The sequence below is a fragment of the Leptotrichia sp. oral taxon 218 genome (genome assembly GCF_018128225.1).
Lineage (GTDB): Bacteria > Fusobacteriota > Fusobacteriia > Fusobacteriales > Leptotrichiaceae > Leptotrichia.
In genome coordinates this window covers 789,422-808,503 of sequence record NZ_CP072377.1, presented here as the reverse complement: position 1 = coordinate 808,503, position 19,082 = coordinate 789,422, and the positions used below count along the sequence as shown (strand labels likewise).

The following is a 19,082-nucleotide window of genomic DNA, read 5'->3' as shown; positions in this document are numbered from 1 at the left end:
CTCTCAAAAACTAATTTATATTTTTTTGACAAGGGGTAAAAAAATCCCCTTGTTCTCACAATAATTATTTAAATTTTTCAAAATTATTATAAATTATTATCTAGGAATTTCTTCCAAAATATATGATTCAATAATATCTCCAGATTTTATATCGTTAAAGTCCTGTATACCAATTCCACACTCTTGTCCAGTCACAACTTCTTTCACATCATCTTTGAATCTCTTAAGTGAACCTAATTCTCCATCAAAAATGATTATTCCGTCACGAATCACACGAATTTTAGAATCTTTTGTAACTTTTCCGTCAACAACAATTGCTCCAGCAATATTTCCAACATTTGACACTTTAAACACCTGTTTAACTTCAATTCTTCCAAAATATACTTCTTTATATTCGGGATCAAGCATTCCGTTCATCGCTTTTTCGATTTCTTCTGTTGCATGATAAATTACATTGTAGTTTCTAATTTCCACTCCAACTTTTTCTGCAATAATTCTAGCTGGTGTAGTTGGTCTTACTCCAAATGCAATAATTATCGCATTTGACGCTTCGGCAAGTTTCACATCCCCTTCTGTTACCGCTCCAGCACTTCCTTGAATTATATTTACAACAACTTTTTCATTATTCAATTTTTCAAGCGACTCTCTCAACGCTTCAACAGACCCTTTGGAATCCGCTCTTATAATACATTTCAACTCTTTTAATTCCTGCTCTTCCAATTCCTGAGACAAACTTTCAAGTGAAATGTGTTTTTTCTTGTTCTGATCATTAACTTTTTTCTCACGGATGAAATCTTCAACTATTTTCTTAGCATGTTTATCACTTTCCACACCATACAAAATGTCTCCAGCATTTGGAACAACATTAAATCCAGTAATTTCAACTGGTTGAGAAATTAGAGCTTTGTTAATCTTCTTACCTCTGTCGTCAACCATCGAACGAACTCTTCCGTGTGCTTCTCCCGCAACAAAAATATCTCCTATTTTAAGCGTTCCTTCTTGTACTAAAACATCGGCAACTGCTCCCATTTTCGGATCTAATCTCGACTCTACGACAACTGCCTTTGGTCTTTTCTTAGGATTTGCTTTTAACTCTTCTAATTCAGCCGTAATCAAAATTGTTTCCAAAAGTTCTTCCAAGTTAATTTTTTTCTTAGCTGAAATTTCTACAAACTCTGTAGTTCCACCCCATTCAGGCGACATAAGTCCATATTCTGTCAACTCAGTTCTAACTTTTATCGGATCCGCACCTGACTTATCAATTTTATTAATTGCAACAATTATAGGTACTCCAGCTTCTTTGGCGTGGGAAATTGCTTCCACAGTTTGAGGTTTAACTCCGTCGTCCGCCGCTACAATCAAAATTGAAATATCTGTAATATTTGCTCCACGAGCTCTCATTTCAGTAAACGCTTCGTGTCCAGGAGTGTCAATAAATGTTATTTTCTGACCTTTCCAGTTTACTTGATAAGCACCAATTTTTTGAGTGATTCCTCCAGCTTCTCCTTCAATCACATTTGTATGTCTAAGTGCATCAAGCAGTGAAGTTTTTCCATGATCGACATGTCCCATTATAGTAATTACAGGTGCTCTTGTAACCAAATCTTTTTCACTGTCCTCAGTTTCCAAGTGATATTTTTCACCGTAACTAACTTCCTCAACTTCTTCTTTTTCCACAATTACATCATAGTCAAGCGCCACTTCTTCAGCTTCTTCAAAAGTTAAAATTGCATTTGCAGTAAGCATTTTACCTTCCATAAAGAATTTTTTAATTATGTCTGAAATATTAATTCCTAATTTTTCAGCCAAATCTTTAATAACTATTTCTTCTCCAATAGTTATCATTCCAATAGATTCTCCTTCAATTCTCACAATTTCATCTTTTACAACTTTTTCCTGTTTTTTATTTTTCTTTTTCTTTTTATCATCTCTTCTAAAATCTGAACGAAGTTCTTTTTCTTCTCTATCTCTTCTATTTTTTTCATATTTTTTCTTTTCAAATTTTCCTTTACCTTTTCCGATATTTTTCCCTTTTTCAGCGACAGGTGTAGCTATGATGTCATTCTGAATTTCTTTTTTCGCACCGAAATTTCTGTTGTCTCTATTATCCCTATTATTTTCTCTATTAAACGGTCTGTCTTTTCTAAAATTTTTATTGTCAGAATTTCTATCATTATCTCTAAAATTTTTATTGTCAGAATTTCTATCATTATCTCTAAAATTTCTATTATCTCTGCTATCTCTGTTTTCTCTATTTCCAAAATTTCTGTTGTCTTTGTTATCCCTATTATTTTCTCTATTAAACGGTCTATCTTTTCTAAAATTTTTATTATCAGAATTTCTGTCATTATCTCTAAAATTTCTATTATCTCTGCTATCTCTATTTTCTCTATTTCCAAAATTTCTGTTGTCTTTATTATCTCTGTTATTTTTTCTATTAAACGATCTGTCTTTTCTAAAGTTTTTATTGTCAGAATTTCTGTCATTATCTCTAAAATTTCTATTATCTCTGCTATCTCTATTTTCTCTATTTCCAAAATTTCTGTTGTCTTTGTTGTCTCTGTTATTTTCTCTATTAAACGATCTGTCTTTTCTAAAGTTTTTATTATCAGAATTTCTGTCGTTTTCTCTAAAATTTCTGTTTTCTTTATTGTTTTTATTATTTTCTCTGTTATCTCTATTTCCGAAATTTTTATTCTCTTTATTTTGTTTATTCAAATTTTTATCCATATTATTTTGGTTGCTCAAATTAACTTTCATCTCCATTTTCTTTTGATTTTCTTTAAGATTTTGTTCATTTTTCTGCACGGTTTCTTTTTTTTCAAGTTTTTCTTCTATTTTTTTATCTTTTGCTAAATTTTTCTTTATGAGCTGTTCTTCTTCAGTTGTCACAACATTCATATGATGTTTTTTATTAACTCCCACTTTAGCAATATCTTCAATAAATTTTGCAGTTCCAATGTAGCCCATCTCTTTTGCCAATTCGTGTACTTTTTTCATCCAAGATCACCTCCACTTTCTTTTATTATATTGTACTATTTTTTATAATTTTTTAAGTATTCCTTTTATCACCTTTTTATCAAAAATTCCAACGACATTCACATCTCGCATGAAAAGTTTGATAAACTCTTCTTTTTTTTCAATAAAAATAATATTTATAGAATATTTTTCCTGTAACCGTAAAAATTCTTCGATATATTTTTTATTTATATCACGAGGAATTACAACTAATTTCACTTTTTCTTTTTTTATATAATTAATATTTTCATCAATTCCAAAAGCAAAAAATTTCGAATTTTTCATCGGTTTTAAAATATCAATTATATTATTTTTTTCTATATTTTCCAACATTTTTACCAAATATTGAATTTCAATATCATATTTTTTATTTTTTGACAATTTTTCAATACATTCTTTCGTCTTACAGACATAAAATCCACGAGCCTGAATTTTCATTTCTTTATCAAAAACATATTTCTTATCTTTTTGTGCCACTCTGAAAAAAGAATCTTTTTCTCCTTTTCTTCGACAGCAGACACACATTCTAGTTGGCATAATTCATTTTTCCTTTAAATTTTTAAAATTTATTCTTGTATTTCATCCGCTTCTACGGTATTAATATCAATTTTTATTCCGCAAAGTCTAGCTGCAAGTCTTGAATTTTGACCTTTTTTACCGATTGCAAGAGAAAGTTGATCTTCTTGTACAAACACTTTTGCAATTTCTGTTTTTTCAAGCTCTTTATCAGTTTTTTCATTTTCTTTATCTTCTTTTTTCTCTTCAACAATTTCTACTGCTAAAACTTGTGCAGGATTTAGTGAATTTTTTACAAATTCTTTAATATCTTCGTCCCAAAGTACAATATCAATTTTTTCTCCGCCCAATTCGTCAATGACACTTTGAATTCTAAGCCCATTTTTTCCAATACAAGCCCCTTTTACATCAAGGTTTTCGTCATTTGAGTAAACTGCCACCTTAGCACGGCTTCCAGCTTCTCTGGCAATATTTTTTATTTCGATAATCCCTTCTTCAATTTCAGGAATTTCAAGTTTTAACAGTCCTCTTAAAAGTTCTTCAGATTTTCTTGAAATAAATGTTTTTGTAAATTTCGTATTTTCTTCAACTTCTCCAACAAAAACTTTTATTCTATCCCCTTGTTTAAAAGAATCTGATGCCGACAGCTCTTTTGCTGGAATAATCGCTTCAAGTCCATTGATATCAACATACAAGTTACCTTTTTCATCAGTTTTTCTAACATTTGCAGGTACAATTGTGTTTTCAATTTCCTTGAATCTGTTAAAGATATTTCTTTTTTCACATTCTCTGACTTTTTGCACAACAATTTGTTTTGCATTTTGAATCGCATTTCTTTTAAAGTTTTCTGCATTGATTTCCAAATCTAAAATATCGCCTAATTTCGATCTTTTTTTCAATGAAACCGCATCTTCCAAACTTATTTCATCATCTGGATTTTCCACAACTTCCACAATTTTTTTTTGTGAAAATACTTTCACATCTCCACTATTTCTATTTATTGTAACTTTAACATTATCTCTTTCCCCATAATTTTTTTTATACGCTGCAAGAAGCGCTGTTTCAATTGTTTCAAACAATTCTTCTTTTAAAATCCCTTTTTCTTTTTCTAATTCGTCAAGCGCTTCCAAAAATATTTTTTGGTCTTTACCTTTCACTCTCTAATCCTCCTCGCTATCCAATATTCCGTTAGGTATTTCATAAACCAAATTCGCCTTTTTCAATTTTTCCAGCGGAATCTGAACTATTTTTTCCAACTTCACATCAGAAATAAAAATTGTATTATTTTCAAATTTTTCTAATTTCCCAATAAATTTCTTAGTTCCTTCTATATTGCTTTTCGTATGAACATTAATTTTTTCTCCAGTAAATCGTACAAAATCCTTTTCTTTTTTAAGTTTACGCTCAATTCCCGGAGTTGAAACTTCCAGAAAAAACTTCTCATCTATAAGTTCGTCGGCAATTCCATCAATTTTTCTGCTAAAGTCGATACAATCATCAAGTGTCGTCACACCTTCTTCCTTTTCCACATAAACTCTTAAATAATTGTATCCACCATCTCGCACATATTCAACATCCGCCAGTTCTAAATTCATTTCTTTCAAATGCAATTCGATTTTCTTTTCAAATTCATTCAAAATTTGTTCCATAATTCACCTCTATATCTAAAACTAAAGAGTGGGAACAACCCACTCTCCTAAAATCTATTTTCTTAAATATATTATATCACATTTTTTATATTTTTTCAAGATTAAAAAAAACTTTTTACCAAATTTTAATTCTATCAGCAGGAGCTTTATACATCTTATCTCCTTCTTTCACTTCAAATGTTTTCTCAAAAGCATCAACATTTTTTAAAATTGCATTTACTCTTAGGAAATTTGGCGAATGAGAATCTGTTTTCGTACTATTTTTTAAATATTCAGGTGTTGATTTTTGTCGCCACATTCTCGCATAGCTCAAAAAGAACAGTTTACTTATCGTATCATCATAAGCCTTTGTCGAATTCGGATGATCTTTCAAATAAAGCTGCAGTGCGTCATAAGCGATATTTACTCCACCTAAATCGGCAATATTTTCAGTCAATGTAAATTCTCCATTCACTCTTGTATTATCAACTACCGTATAGCTTGAAAATTCGTCCGCCAATTTTTTAGAAATAGCATCAAATTTTGCTCTATCTTCATTAGTCCACCAGTTTCTCACATTTCCATCTCCATCATAAGAAGCTCCAGAAACATCAAATCCATGTGTTATTTCATGTGCAATCACAGTTCCAATCGCTCCAAAATTTGCGGCAGCTTCAGAGTTTTTGGCGTCATAAAATGGCGGTTGAAGTATTCCTGCTGGAAATACTATTTCATTTCCAGTTGGCGAATAATAAGCATTTACTGTATTTGCAGACATTCCCCACTCAGTTTTATCCACAGGTTTTCCAACTTTTTTAAGAGTATCTTTATATCCCCAGTCATTCATTTTTTCAACTAAATCATAAAGAGTATCATCATCTTTGAAAACCAATGTGCTATAATCTTTCCATTTATCTGGATAACCAATTTTAACAGTTATTTTCGCCAATTTTTCCTGCGCTTTTTTCTTAGTTGTATCACTCATCCAAGAAAGTTTAGAAATTCTATTTTTAAGTGCTTTTCTTATATATTCAACCATTTCTTTCGTATCTTTCTTAGCTTCAGGCGTAAAGTTTCTTTTAACATAAATCTGTCCAACCATTTCTCCAAGTGTGCCATCTGTAAAGTACAGTGCTCTTTTTTCCAGCGTTTCTCTCTCTTTTTGACCATTCAAATATCTTCCGTAAAATTCAAAACTTCTTTTTCCAATTTCATCAGTAAGATATGCTGTCGATCCATTAATCAATTGAAATTTCATATAATCTTTAATCAAGTCAATATTTTCATCTTTCAAAAATCTGTCCAGATTTTGATAGTAATTTAGTTCACTAATAATCACTTTATCAGTATTTACACCAACTTTCTTAAGATAATCCGCCAAATCTATATTTTTCGTAATATTTGCCAAATCTTTCACGCTTCTAGGATTATTATACTTTTTAACATCGTGATAATCTTCAACTTTCAACATCGTACTAGCCATATCTTTTTCAAATTGCACAATTTTTTGCGCTTTTTGCAAAGTATCTTTTTCTCCTAAAAATTTTAACATATCGCTAACATAGTTCGTATATTCTGACAAAATCTTTCTATTTTCAGCAGTATCCTTTTGATAATAATCCACTGATAATCCTAAACTTGCATCTCCCAAATATATAGCATAGTTTTTGGCGTTATTCAAATCCGTTCCAAGTCCCCAGCCATAAAACTCATTATTTCCCTGTCTTGTATTTTCAATATTATATTTTTGCAAATCTTGTATATCTTTAATTGCGTCAATTTTCTCTAAACTATTTTTAATTGGCGAAATTCCAAGTTCATCTCTTCTTTTCATATCCGAAAAACTTTTATACAAAGTTAAAATTTTCTGTTCATTTGTATTATTGCTTACTTTTTTTTCTTCCAATTCTTTAATCAAATTTTTCAAAAAATCCTGATTCTTTTCGCTAACTTCAACAAATGAACCCCAAGAAGATTTTGCTTTTGGGATTACTGTACTTTTATCCCATTTGTTATTTACATATTTGTAAAAGTCATCTTGTGGTCTAACGCTTTTATCCAGCTCACTAAACAATTCTCTATCATTTGGTTTCAACAACTTCGCCTGTTGCTGCTCATAAAAGTCCCAAAATCCTGATTTTTTTGTGCTTGCTTTTTTAGTCACTCCATTTTGTTTTTCCAAGTTATTTGTTTTCGCAACATTTCCCGCATTTGTATTTTCTTCAGCAAAAACACTGCTAGCAGCTATTAAAACTGCCCAAATCACAAATATTTTCTTCATTTTTTATCTTTTATCCTTTCTTTTTATTATGTTTTATTTTATTTTATTTTATTTTGTTTTTTACAACTTTTTTAATTCACATATTTTTATTTTTTTATAAATTATTTTTCAAATTATATCATTTTTTTTTAATAAAATCAAATAAAAAAAGCCGCATAAAGCGACTTAATTACAAAGACTAAAATGCTGGAATAATTCTTCCTTCATATTTTTCTTCGATGTATTTTTTAACTTTTTCACTTTGCAACGCTTTCATCAATTTTTGTATTCTAGGGTCATTTTCATTACCTTTTAGAACAGTTACAACATTTGCATAAGGCGAATTTTTATCTTCCTGCAAAATAATTTCGTTTTTAGTAACTCCCGCATTAATTGCAAAGTTTGAATTAATGATTGCTCCTGCAACTTCAACTAATCTTGGTGCAATTTGTTCATTTGACAAAGTTACAATTTTAATTTTTTTAGGATTGCTTGCTATATCTTTAGTTGTAGAATCCAATTTTTTATTATCTTTCAATTTTATAATTCCAGCTTTATCAAGCAAAATTAAAGCTCTTCCACCGTTTGTCGGATCATTTGGAATAATTAATGTGTCATTCGGTTTCAAATCTTTTATATTTTTAATTTTTTTAGAATAAAGCGCCATTGGTTCTAAATGCACATTTCCAACTGAAACTAAAGGAATATTATTTCTTTTCGCAAAATCTTCCATATATGGAACATGTTGGAAAAAGTTTGCGTCTATACTTTTATCCGCAAGAGCTTTATTTGGCAAGATATAATCGTTAAATTGCACAATTTCCAAATCAACTCCTTGTTTTTTCAAATCATCTTTTACTAATTTTAGGAACTCTCCATGTGGAACTGGAGTCGCTCCAACTTTCAATTTTTCCCCTTTTCCGCAAGACACCACAAATAGTGCAAGCGCAACTAACAATGCTAATATTTTTTTCATTTTGCATCATCCTTTCTTTTTAAATTAAATTAAATTTTTTATTTATACTTTTTTTCTTTTTTCAATAATTTTATTTACAATTGTATCTCCAATAAATTGTATAATTTGAACTAAAACAATAATAACTATTGTAGCTTGCCATATAATTGCATAATTTTGATTTTGATAACCATCCATTACAGCCGAATTTCCTAATCCTCCACCGCCAATAGTTCCAGCAAGTGCAGAATACCCAATAAGCGTGATAATTGTCAAAGTAATTCCATGTACTAACGAAGGTAATGCTTCTGGTATCATCACTTTTAAAATTATTTCTTTAGAAGTTGCTCCCATTGATTTTGAAGCTTCTATTAATCCTTCATCCACTTCTTTTAATGCTCCTTCAATTATTCTTGCAACAAATGGAGCAGCACCTAACGCAAGTGGTATAATAAACGGAACACTTCCAATGGAAGTTCCCACAATAAATCTCATTAATGGAAGCAACAAAACCATTAATATAATAAATGGAATTGATCTTGTTATATTTACCAAAATAACATCTAAGATTTTATGCAGTGATTTATTCGGCTTAATTCCTTTCTCTTCAGAAGTAACCAACAAAATTCCTATTGGAAAACCAATAACTAATGAAACTAAAGTCGCAATTCCAACCATATAAATTGTTTCCCAAAGTGGTACAATCATATTTTGAAATTGAAAAAATTCTATCCAATCAAATCTCATAAATTATAACACCTCCGAATCTATTTTATGTTTTGTAAGCCAATCTATAATTTCGTGAACTTTTTTTTCATTCGCTGTAATTTCAATAAGCAAATTTCCAATTATGATGTTGCTTACTTTGTCAATAAAGCCACCTAAAATATTTACTTCCACATCGAAAGTTCTTATAAGTTCTGCAATATAAGAACGGCTAACTTGCTCTTCGTTATATTTTAATTTTAATCTCAGTTTACCGCCATTGCTATTTTCTTTTCTTCTCTTAATTTCTTCTTCCGTCCTAAAAGTATCGTGTGACAAGTGAGCAACAAATTCTTTAGTTAGTTCATTTTTGGGACTTAAAAATATTTGTTTTGTAGTTCCACTTTCAACAATTTCCCCATTCGACATAATCGCAACTTTGTTACATATTTTTCTAATCACTTCCATTTGGTGAGTAATTAAAATAATAGTTATCCCAAAATCTTTATTTATCTGTTTTAATAAATCTAAAATTGAATTTGTAGTTCTAGGATCAAGTGCTGAAGTCGCTTCATCAGACAAAAGTATTTTAGGATTATTCGCTAAAGCCCTAGCAATTGCCACTCTTTGTTTTTGCCCTCCTGAAAGTTGCTCAGGATAATTTTCTTTTCTATCAGAAAGTCCAACAATTTCAAGCAATTCATCCACTCTTTTATCAATGTCAGCTTTTTGCCACCCAGAAATTTCTAGCGGAAACGCAACATTTTGTGCAACATTTCTCGAATTTAGTAAATTAAAGTGTTGAAATATCATTCCAGTTTTTTTCCTGTATTCTCTAAGTTTCTCTTCATTAAATTCCAAAATATTCTTTTTCGAAAAATCAGAGTCTGTGCCATTTGAATCAGCATTTTCTTCAACCAGAATCTGTCCAGAAGTCGGTTCTTCAAGTCTATTTAATAATCTTATAAGCGTTGATTTCCCAGCGCCACTAAGTCCCATAATTCCATAAATATCGCCTTTTCAATCTCAAGATTTATGTCATTTACTGCAAAAATCTCTTTTCCATCGGCTAATTTATACTTTTTTACTAAATCTTTTATTTCTATAAAACTTCCCATCTATTATTTCACCTCTTTCATATTAATTTTTCTTATAATTTTAAAATAATTCTAAAATTATAATTGTTATAATTTATTATACCATTTTTTTGTGTATATGCAAATATTTTTTTTCAATTTTTAAAAATTTTAAAAAAATTAATAAATTGTATTCAAAAATTCTTTCACACGACTAGATTCTGGATTTTCAAAAATCTGTTTAGAAGTCCCCTTTTCTAGTATTTTCCCATTTTCTAAAACGACAACTTTATCTGAAATTTCTTTCACAAAATTCATCTCATGGCTTACAATTAACATTGTTATTTTTTCGTTCTTCAATTTTCTTATAATATCTAAGACTTCTTTTACAAGCTCTGGATCAAGCGCCGAAGTCGGCTCATCAAAAAGCAAAATATCAGGTCTAAGTGCCAGTGCTCTAGCAATTGCCACCCTCTGTCTTTGTCCTCCTGAGAGCTCACTCGGAAAATTATCAATTTTATCGGCAAGTCCAACGACTTCCAAAACTTCTTTTACAATTTTTGTAGCTTCACTCACAGAAGATTTTTTCACCAATTTTAGTGTTCTCACAATATTATTTCTCACCGTCATATGCGGGAACAAATTGAACGACTGAAAAACCATCCCTGTTTTTAATAAAATCTCTTTTTTTAATTTTTTATCCTTCAAATTTTTTCCTTCGATAAAAATATCGCCATCGGTAATTGTCTCCAAATCAATGATACATCTCAAAATTGTAGACTTCCCACTTCCTGAAGGCCCTATAAGCGAAACGACTTCCCCTCTATTAACAGTCAAATTTATGTCGTGCAAGACCTCATTTTTACCAAAATTTTTTCTCAAATTTTTTACTTCAATTATTTTTTCCATTATTTAACTCCCAATTTCTCTTTTTCTGCCCAATTTTATATTATATTCTAACTTTATTTCGTTTTTCAATAACTTTAAACAATCTGTCAATACAAAAACTCAAAATCAAATAAATGATAATTGCACAAATATAAGGAGTTATTGTGTAAGAAATATTCGCCAAATCTTTTGTTCTCTTCATAACTTCTGTAACAGCCAAAATATACATAAGCGATGTATCTTTTATAAGAGTAATTGCTTCATTTCCCAAAGTTGGAAGAACTCTTCTTAAGGCTTGTGGCAAAATTATATAAATTATTTTTTGCCAATATGTATATCCCAAGACTTTCGCAGCTTCGTGTTGCCCTTTATCAATGCTCTCAAGTCCACTTCTTATAATTTCAATAAGATATGCTGCATAATTTATCACAAATGTTATTGCAACGGCCATGTAAGCTGTCAAAGTTATGCTATATCCTTTTATTTTTATAAGCGGCAATCCATAATACATCATCAAAAGTTGCAGCATAAGCGGTGTTCCACGAAAAATCCAAGTGTAAGTTGAAATTAAAAATTTTATAATTTTATTTTTTCCAGTATATGACAACGCACCTAGAATTCCTAACGGGACGGAAAATACTATCGTTGTTATATACAACAAAAACATACTTGGCAATGTCTTTACAAGTTCAAAAAATATTTGAAAAAAGGTCATTTTTTCCATATTTAATCTTTAAACCATTTTGAATAAATTTGTTGATAAGTCCCGTCTTTCTTCAATTCTTCAATTGCTTTATTAATTGCATCAATCAATTTTGTATTTCCTTTTTTAGCCGCAACCGCATATTCTTCCTGACCAAAATCGTCTTTTAAAATTTTGTATAATTCTTTTTTAGCTTGTGTTTCTTTAACTTTTTTAGTATATTTTGCCAAAACTTCATCGGCAACTATAGCGTCAACTCTCTTAGCGTCCAAATCCATAAACGCTTGGTCATATTGAGCATAACTTTTAAAATCTTTAAATTTTTTGTCAAACCCAGCTCTTTTTACAGCTTCTTCTCCACTGCTCTGAGTCTGGCTTCCAACATTTTTTCCAGCTAAATCATTTTTATTTCCAATTTTTTCATCAATTCTTGTCACAATAAGCTGATGTGATTCTAAATAAGGATTAGACATCTGAGTTTCTTTTTTTCTTTCATCTGTAATTGTAAGTCCATTCCAAATCAAATCTATATTTCCAGCATTCAAATCAAGAATTTTAGAATCCCAATTTATCGGTTTAAATTCAACTTCACTTCCAATTTTTTTAGCAACTGCACGAGCTAAGTCGATATCAAATCCGACAATTTCACCTTTTTCATTCTTAAATCCCATAGGAACAAATGAATCATCAAGTCCCACAATAATTTTTTTTGGAATTCCATCTTTGCTAACTTCTTTTGTCTCATCTTTTTTAACACTACACATTACAAGCGACAGCGCCAAAATCATCAGTAATAATACTTTTTTCATTTCTTTTACCTCCACAATTTTAATATTTTTCCTTCAGAAAAACATTATTTTTTCAAATAAACAAGTCTTTTCTTCGATATACATTATTTTACCATAGATAATTTGAAAAAGCAATGGAGCCAAAATGAAAAATAAATTTGTAAATAAATAATAAAAATAAATAAATTAAATAATAAAAAATTATTGTAAAATAAATTTAAAAAAATCACAATCAATTAAATCAAATTAAACTAAATTAAATTTAAGACTGTGATTTTTCCTAATATTTTAAATATTCTTTATTTTTTTATAAAATTATTTTACAGAAGCTTCATAAATTTCTTTAATAGCTTCAGCCAAATCTTTGTTAAATTCATCATCACTTTGTTGTGCTGACAATCCTTCAGTTAATGCTCTTGAGAAACTTGCGATAACTCCTTTATTTTTAGCAAGAATTTCGTTTGCTTCTTTTCTTGGATAACCTCCTGATAATGCGACAACTCTTACAACTCTTGGATGTTTTGTCAAATCTTCATAAAAGTTTTCAACTGTTGGAAGTGTAACTTTTAACATAACATTTGAAGTTTCAGGCAATTTATCAAGATGTTTTTTAATTTCATTTTTCAAAATAGTTTCACATTCTGCTTTATCAACATTGTGAATATCTACTTCTGGTTCTATAATTGGAACAAGTCCAGCTGCAATAATTTTATCTGCAACTTCAAATTGTTGATCTACAACTTTTGCAATTCCTGCTTGAGATGCTTTTTTAATAACAGAACGCATTTTTGTTCCGAAAATATGTCTTTCGTTTGCTCGGCTCAAAAGATCGTCTAATCCAGGAATAGGTTTCATAACTTGAACTCCATCTTCCAATTCTTCTAGTCCTTTATCAACTTTTAAGAAAGGTAAAACTCCTTTTTCTTCCCACAAAAAGTCAGCTGTATATTTATCATCAATTTTTCTATCCATAGTTTGTTCAAATAAAATAGCTCCTACAATTTCCTTATCACTAAAAGCAGGACTTTTTATAATTCTAGTTCTCATTTTATGAATCAAGTCAAACATTTCTGTATCATTAGAATATTCACTTTCATCAATTCCATACAATTTTAAGGCTTTTGGAGTACTTCCACCACTTTGATCCAATGCTGCAATAAATCCCTTTCCGTTTCTCATTCTTTCTAATCTTTCTTTCATCTTAATCTTCCTCCTAATTTAAAACATTTTGATTATCAAATCTTTTATTTCTATACTTATCATACCACTTTTTCGAAAAATGTCAAGAGTAAAAAATGAAATTATTTTTATCACTAAGTTTTTAAAAATTATACAAAGTTTCAACTTTAAATTTTACTTCTCCATTTTCTATTGCTTCCAATTTTTGTATATCAATTGCCGATTTTGGAAACGATTCTGGTTCTTTTTCAGAATCTATGATTTGAAGCACAACTGTCGCAGTTTTGACATTTGTTTCCTTTGCAAAAAATTTAGCATTAAACAGAAGATTTCCATCAAAATTAAATTCTCCAATTAAAAGCAAGTTACTGCAAGAAGTTTTTGGATTTGAAATAATTTCAAATTCTGTAAAATTCATTAAATCAAAATCATCTTTTTCAAACATCTTTTCTCTCCTATAAAATTTTATTTTTTATGTATTAATTTAAAAAACAGGAGAAATTTTTTCTCCTGTAAAAAATTAATTTTTCATTATCAATGTTCCATAAATATTTTCCAAATCAGTTTTTCCACCCAAAATATTACTTGCATTTTTAACTGTTGCTTCAATATTTTTAGCTTTTATAGATTTTATCATATTTTCAATACTTTCAGTCATCATTTTAGCATTTTTCTTGATTTTTTCATAATTTTCTTTATTCACATTTTCTTTTCTAGCATCGTCCAAAGTCATAGTTTCAAGATTTCTATACGATTTTTTTACTTCTTCATTTAATTTTTCCAAATTTTCAATTTCATTTTCATCATAATTCAAATTATTTTTTGAAAATGCTCCTTCTGAAAATTTATTTATTGCAGTTACAAAATCAAGTAAATTTGATTTAAATTTTTTATTATTTTTCTTAAATTTCTCTGACAATTTTTTATTTATTGAAACTGACATCTCTTGTAATGAATTTGCTAAAATTTTATCATTTTCTTTTCTTGTCTGCGAAACTAATTTAAATTTATCGTTTAATTCTTTTACTCTTCCTAAATTATCAGCTTTATATTCACCTTTTTCAAAATAGTCGTCTATTTCGTTTAACACTTTTTGTTCATCAACAAGCGATTTCAAAAGATTTTCCGCATTTGTGTCAATTACTTCAAATTTTGGATTTTTTTGCATCACATCTCCCAAATCCCTAATTTGATTTCCCAGTAATTTTACCGAACTTTTTATATTTTCAACAGCGTCATTCCCTTTTAGATTAGTTAAAACTTCTTCTTTTGCATTTTTAAATTTTCCTTCATCAATTCCATCAAATAACATAAGCCACTCATCTGAATTAGGAACTTCGCTTATCCTTACATATTCTGTATATTTAGCTAATCTATCAGGACTTAATTCATCTTTTACATAAGTAACTTGAACTTTATCTTTTGCGCCATTTTTACTACCATCTTTCTTCCCGCACGAAACTGTGGCAAGTAACGCTAAAATTCCAATAAAAATATATTTTTTCATAGTTTTTCCTCCATTTTTTATTTTAATTATTTATAAAATTTCGACTTTTGCATTCAAACTATAGATTACATCTTTTCTTTCAACTATAATTTTCACTTTTTCTCTCAAATTTTCATCTTCTTTTATTTTTTCAAGCAATTTTTTTGCAGGATTAATCGCAATGGCATGTCCCACATTTTTAAACATAGTCAAATCTCCAGTCGTATCTCCATAAGCATAAGATTTTTCTAAATCAATATTATATTTTTTCACAAAATAAGAAATAGCTTTCTGCTTACTTTCAGCGTCCCACATAGGTTTAACTTCTCCAGTAAAATTCCCCTTTTCATCAACTTTATAAACCGAAGCACGGTAATCTTTTACACCATATTTTTTTGCAAGTTTACTCACCAAAAAATTTGGACTTCCAGAAATTATTATGACTTTGTGATTTTCCTTTTGATGATACAAAAGTCTTTCTCTTGTGTAGCGATAAACTTTATCTCCTTTTAGCACCATCACTCTTTTTGCAATAAAATCCATATCATTTTTACTGAAATTTTTAAGCGCTTCCATATAAGTTCGCACCAACTCATCTAAATAGTCGTCATAATCCCCAGTTCTATTTTCCCATTTAGAAAATTTTTCCTTCACTTTTTTCTCCCAACTGCTCATATCTATATACTCATACTGAAGAAGCATCTTAAAATGCTCAATTAATAATGAATCTCTATAAATTGTTCCGTCTATATCAAAAAAAGCCGCTATATTTTTCGTCATAACTATTCTCCTTAAAATTCATTTTTTGTGAGAAACTTTACCATAAATGCTACTATAAAAATACCACATATATTTAGAAAAGTCAACTTTTGTTAATAAAAATCTAACTTGATAAAAAATAAATTTTTCTCAAGAAATTTTAAAATATTTTAAAATATTTTATTTAATTTTAGATAAAAATTATCGTTTACAATTATAGTAATTTAGTATATAATATAAAAAATAATAAAAGTAAAGGAGATTTTATGGCAAGTTATAAAGATTTTGACTTTAAAAAATTATATTTTATCGTATATATAGCATTAATTTTACTAGTAGTATTTTTGGCATTTAAGCTGGGAGTTTTTTTATTTCCATTTACTCTTGCACTTTTTATTTCAATAATAATAAGACCTCTTGTAAGATTTTTAATGAATAAGCTAAAATTTTCAAAAAAAACTGCTTCAATAATTTCAATTGTAACATTTTTAATCGTATTTTTTGGACTAATTGGAATACTTTCCCTAAAATTTTTTGGAGAAATTTACAAATTGTCTCAAAATTTAAATAATTATAGTTCCGATATTCAAAATTTGTGGACAGAAAATGTAAAAAAAGTTTACACCTATTTGGGAAATTTTCCTGCAGGATTTAATGATCAGCTAAATAACACGATTAATAGCTTTGTGTCAAAAGGTTCTGTAAAACTTGGCTCATTTATAAATGGCGTTATAAGTTTTGTAACTTCTATTCCAACTTTAATTTTATATATTGTGATCACGATTTTATCAACATTTTTTATGATTTTAGATAGAGATGAAATACTTAGTTATCTGGAACATCAATTGCCAAAAAGTTGGCTAGATAAAGTATTTAACATAAAGACAGAAATGTTTACAGTGCTTGTTTCATATTTAAAAGCACAGGCAATTTTAGGTTCAATTTGTCTTATTGAATCATTGATTTTATTGAATTTATTAGCATTCTTAAAATTTGATGTGCCGTATCCGCTTCTTATGTCAATTATTATTTGTATTGCTGATATTTTGCCAATTTTAGGAGCTGGGACAATTTTAATTCCATGGTCTGTCTTATCTTTTGCCACAGGAAATATAAAATTGGGAATTGGACTTCTTATTTCGTATTTAATAATTATGTCAGTTAGACAAATGTTAGAACCAAAATTAATAAGTCAAAATTTGGGAGTTCATCCCTTAATTACGCTTATTTCAATGTATTCTGGCTTCAAAGTTTTTGGAGTCAGTGGATTTTTGATAGGACCTGTTGTCATGATCATTTTAAAAAATGTTTTTTCAAAAGAATTAGAAGTTGGATTTTTTAGAGATATTTTTGGAAATGGCGATGATAAAAATAAAACCAAAAAAAGACAAAAAAAAGACAAATAATTAATTTAAAACTGTTTCTAAATTTAAAATATTGTGAAACAGTTTTTTTTAATAATTTGTCTTAAAAATTTTATATTTGACCTTTTTTTATAAACTTAAATTCTACTCTTCTATTTTTTACTCTTCCTTCTTCAGTGTCATTTGAACCTACAGGATTTTTTTCACCTCGTCCAAGGACACTTACTATTCTATCTTCCGCAAGACCAATATTCAAGAGGCTTGAACTAACGCTTTCTGCTCTTTTTTGCGACAATCTTTTATTATACGCTTTTACACCAGTTGTATCAGTATATCCAACTACTGAAATCAAAAAATCATTTTTTTCAGCATAAGCTTTTACATCTTCCAAAACAGGATAAGCTTCTTTTTTTAGCTTAGCACTATTTTTATCAAAAACCAATTCATGAGAACGAAGTGAAATCAAATCAGACTTTGTCAACTCAAATTTGTCATTTTCATTCTCTAAAATTTCACCAGTTTTAGGAGTATTTTCCGGTGCTAAATCCAAATTAGAATTTTTCTTCTGTACATCATTTTCGTCTTTATCTATTTTTGTTCCCGTTCCATCCTGTGTGAGTGAAACTGTTATTAAATCAGGATCATCCACAGGCTTTTCGGGATTAGGCGGATCTAATGTTGGGACATTGTCTTCTTCATCTTCTTCTGTCACATCAGCCACATTTGCTCGAATGATTTCTTTTCTCATTTCCGAAGTTGTTACTTTTCCTGAAACAGTTGGCACTGACATTGCCACAATCGAGGACATCGCTAACACTACCGGTTTTTTCATCAACATTACCTCCTTTATATTTATTTTAAAAAACAAAATCTCAAATAATCAATTATTTTATTTTATTTACTTAAATTAAGATTATATTTTTTAAGCAATTCATCATATTTTCCATTTTCTTTCAATTTTTTAAGTTCTGCATTTACTTTTTGAATTAATTCAGGATTTTTTCCTTTGTCAAATGCCATTGCCATTCCTTCTTTATCAGCTTTTTCATCAAAAATTTCCATTTCAGGATTTTTTTTCATATATTCGATTGCAACTACATTGTCCATTATAAGAGCATCAACTTTTCCCATTTTTAAATCCAAAATTGTATTTACAATACTTTTATTTGGCACAACAACAGCTCCATCAATTTTTCTAGCCGCAATTTCTTGAATTGACCCAAGTAAAACTCCAATTTTTTTCCCTTTTAAAGTTGAAGCGGTAACTGAATTATTTCCTTTTTTTCTAATATAAAGTTGTTTTGATACAAAATAGTCATCTGTGAAATCCACTGATTTTTTTCTATCTTCTGTCGCAGTCATTCCAGAAACTATAACATCAATTTTTCCAGCTTTTAATGACGGAATAAGTCCATCAAACGACTGGTCAATAATTTCAGTTTCATAGTTCAAATCTTTTGCAATCTCGTTTATCAAATCCACATCAAATCCCACAACTTGTCCATTTTCTTTATATTCAAACGGTGCAAAAACTGCATTCAACCCAACTCTCAATTTTTTCGAGTCCTTAGTTTCTTTATTTCCACCACACGAAGTCAATCCAAAAATTAACAATGTCAACATTAAAAATACTTTTTTCATAATTTTCTCCTCTACATTTATTTTTTTATTTTGTTTTTTTTTTTTATAAATTTTTATTTTTTAATTTTTTTATTTTTATTTTTTCAAAACTAACTAAAAAACTGATTAATAAATAA

The 19,082-nt window shown here is 29.0% G+C and carries 17 protein-coding genes and 1 pseudogene; 1 reads left to right on the top strand and 17 read right to left on the bottom strand.

What is annotated here, in order from left to right:
* Positions 1–96: 96 nt before the first annotated feature.
* From infB to J5A73_RS03745, 15 genes and pseudogenes are all read right to left on the bottom strand, one after another.
* Entirely contained in the window at positions 97–3,000 is a 2,904-nt protein-coding gene (gene infB / locus J5A73_RS03815; protein WP_211616780.1) for a translation initiation factor IF-2, read from the bottom strand.
* A 42-nt stretch (positions 3,001–3,042) separates the two neighbouring features.
* Positions 3,043–3,555 (bottom strand): DUF448 domain-containing protein, encoded by a 513-nt coding sequence (locus J5A73_RS03810; protein ID WP_211616778.1) that lies wholly within the window; start codon positions 3,553–3,555, stop codon positions 3,043–3,045.
* A gap of 29 nt (positions 3,556–3,584) precedes the next feature.
* Positions 3,585–4,691, bottom strand: a complete 1,107-nt coding sequence (nusA, locus tag J5A73_RS03805; protein ID WP_211616777.1) for a transcription termination factor NusA — start codon at positions 4,689–4,691, stop codon at positions 3,585–3,587.
* A gap of 3 nt (positions 4,692–4,694) precedes the next feature.
* Positions 4,695–5,183, bottom strand: a complete 489-nt coding sequence (gene rimP, locus J5A73_RS03800) for a ribosome maturation factor RimP (protein WP_211616775.1) — start codon at positions 5,181–5,183, stop codon at positions 4,695–4,697.
* A gap of 115 nt (positions 5,184–5,298) precedes the next feature.
* Positions 5,299–7,443, bottom strand: a complete 2,145-nt coding sequence (locus tag J5A73_RS03795) for a M13 family metallopeptidase (RefSeq protein WP_211616773.1) — start codon at positions 7,441–7,443, stop codon at positions 5,299–5,301.
* A 178-nt stretch (positions 7,444–7,621) separates the two neighbouring features.
* Positions 7,622–8,398: a MetQ/NlpA family ABC transporter substrate-binding protein gene (locus J5A73_RS03790; protein WP_211616771.1), complete on the bottom strand. Its 777-nt coding sequence runs from the start codon at positions 8,396–8,398 to the stop codon at positions 7,622–7,624.
* A 42-nt stretch (positions 8,399–8,440) separates the two neighbouring features.
* Positions 8,441–9,124 carry a methionine ABC transporter permease gene (locus J5A73_RS03785; RefSeq protein WP_211616769.1) on the bottom strand — a complete coding sequence of 228 codons (684 nt, stop codon included), beginning with the start codon at positions 9,122–9,124 and terminating at the stop codon, positions 8,441–8,443.
* A 3-nt stretch (positions 9,125–9,127) separates the two neighbouring features.
* Positions 9,128–10,200: pseudogene (locus J5A73_RS03780) on the bottom strand (methionine ABC transporter ATP-binding protein).
* Between the two features lie 138 nt (positions 10,201–10,338).
* Positions 10,339–11,058 carry an amino acid ABC transporter ATP-binding protein gene (locus J5A73_RS03775; RefSeq protein ID WP_211617286.1) on the bottom strand — a complete coding sequence of 240 codons (720 nt, stop codon included), beginning with the start codon at positions 11,056–11,058 and terminating at the stop codon, positions 10,339–10,341.
* Between the two features lie 49 nt (positions 11,059–11,107).
* Positions 11,108–11,761 carry an amino acid ABC transporter permease gene (locus J5A73_RS03770; RefSeq protein WP_211617284.1) on the bottom strand — a complete coding sequence of 218 codons (654 nt, stop codon included), beginning with the start codon at positions 11,759–11,761 and terminating at the stop codon, positions 11,108–11,110.
* An 11-nt stretch (positions 11,762–11,772) separates the two neighbouring features.
* Complete coding sequence (locus J5A73_RS03765; RefSeq protein ID WP_211616767.1) at positions 11,773–12,558, bottom strand: amino acid ABC transporter substrate-binding protein; 786 nt, start codon at positions 12,556–12,558, stop codon at positions 11,773–11,775.
* A gap of 294 nt (positions 12,559–12,852) precedes the next feature.
* A complete protein-coding gene (locus J5A73_RS03760) occupies positions 12,853–13,737 on the bottom strand; it encodes a fructose bisphosphate aldolase (RefSeq protein ID WP_211616765.1) in 885 nt (294 codons plus the stop codon).
* A gap of 121 nt (positions 13,738–13,858) precedes the next feature.
* On the bottom strand, positions 13,859–14,161 hold the full coding sequence (locus tag J5A73_RS03755) for a hypothetical protein (protein WP_211616763.1): 303 nt from the start codon (positions 14,159–14,161) through the stop codon (positions 13,859–13,861).
* A gap of 75 nt (positions 14,162–14,236) precedes the next feature.
* On the bottom strand, positions 14,237–15,223 hold the full coding sequence (locus J5A73_RS03750; RefSeq protein WP_211616762.1) for a DUF3829 domain-containing protein: 987 nt from the start codon (positions 15,221–15,223) through the stop codon (positions 14,237–14,239).
* Positions 15,224–15,253: 30 nt separating this feature from the next.
* A complete protein-coding gene (locus J5A73_RS03745; RefSeq protein WP_211616760.1) occupies positions 15,254–15,982 on the bottom strand; it encodes an HAD family phosphatase in 729 nt (242 codons plus the stop codon).
* A gap of 245 nt (positions 15,983–16,227) precedes the next feature.
* Between J5A73_RS03745 and ytvI the strand changes: the two genes are divergently transcribed.
* The gene (gene ytvI / locus J5A73_RS03740) at positions 16,228–17,367 is read left to right on the top strand and encodes a sporulation integral membrane protein YtvI (RefSeq protein ID WP_211616758.1); all 1,140 of its coding nucleotides are present in this window, start codon (positions 16,228–16,230) and stop codon (positions 17,365–17,367) included.
* A 70-nt stretch (positions 17,368–17,437) separates the two neighbouring features.
* Here ytvI and J5A73_RS03735 read toward each other — a convergent pair whose 3' ends face one another.
* On the bottom strand, positions 17,438–18,157 hold the full coding sequence (locus tag J5A73_RS03735) for an OmpA family protein (RefSeq protein ID WP_211616756.1): 720 nt from the start codon (positions 18,155–18,157) through the stop codon (positions 17,438–17,440).
* 62 nt (positions 18,158–18,219) lie between these two features.
* A complete protein-coding gene (locus J5A73_RS03730) occupies positions 18,220–18,966 on the bottom strand; it encodes a basic amino acid ABC transporter substrate-binding protein (RefSeq protein ID WP_211616754.1) in 747 nt (248 codons plus the stop codon).
* Between the last annotated feature and the right edge of the window lie 116 nt (positions 18,967–19,082).

Coding starts and splice junctions, on each gene's coding strand:
- J5A73_RS03765 (WP_211616767.1), bottom strand. CDS start 12,558: ATGAAAAAAGTATTATTACTGATGATTTTGGCGCTGTCGCTTGTAATG.
- J5A73_RS03735 (WP_211616756.1), bottom strand. CDS start 18,157: ATGAAAAAACCGGTAGTGTTAGCGATGTCCTCGATTGTGGCAATGTCA.
- J5A73_RS03790 (WP_211616771.1), bottom strand. CDS start 8,398: ATGAAAAAAATATTAGCATTGTTAGTTGCGCTTGCACTATTTGTGGTG.
- J5A73_RS03770 (WP_211617284.1), bottom strand. CDS start 11,761: ATGACCTTTTTTCAAATATTTTTTGAACTTGTAAAGACATTGCCAAGT.
- J5A73_RS03795 (WP_211616773.1), bottom strand. CDS start 7,443: ATGAAGAAAATATTTGTGATTTGGGCAGTTTTAATAGCTGCTAGCAGT.
- infB (WP_211616780.1), bottom strand. CDS start 3,000: ATGAAAAAAGTACACGAATTGGCAAAAGAGATGGGCTACATTGGAACT.
- J5A73_RS03730 (WP_211616754.1), bottom strand. CDS start 18,966: ATGAAAAAAGTATTTTTAATGTTGACATTGTTAATTTTTGGATTGACT.
- J5A73_RS03785 (WP_211616769.1), bottom strand. CDS start 9,124: ATGAGATTTGATTGGATAGAATTTTTTCAATTTCAAAATATGATTGTA.
- J5A73_RS03760 (WP_211616765.1), bottom strand. CDS start 13,737: ATGAAAGAAAGATTAGAAAGAATGAGAAACGGAAAGGGATTTATTGCA.
- ytvI (WP_211616758.1), top strand. CDS start 16,228: ATGGCAAGTTATAAAGATTTTGACTTTAAAAAATTATATTTTATCGTA.
- J5A73_RS03755 (WP_211616763.1), bottom strand. CDS start 14,161: ATGTTTGAAAAAGATGATTTTGATTTAATGAATTTTACAGAATTTGAA.
- J5A73_RS03750 (WP_211616762.1), bottom strand. CDS start 15,223: ATGAAAAAATATATTTTTATTGGAATTTTAGCGTTACTTGCCACAGTT.
- rimP (WP_211616775.1), bottom strand. CDS start 5,183: ATGGAACAAATTTTGAATGAATTTGAAAAGAAAATCGAATTGCATTTG.
- J5A73_RS03810 (WP_211616778.1), bottom strand. CDS start 3,555: ATGCCAACTAGAATGTGTGTCTGCTGTCGAAGAAAAGGAGAAAAAGAT.
- J5A73_RS03745 (WP_211616760.1), bottom strand. CDS start 15,982: ATGACGAAAAATATAGCGGCTTTTTTTGATATAGACGGAACAATTTAT.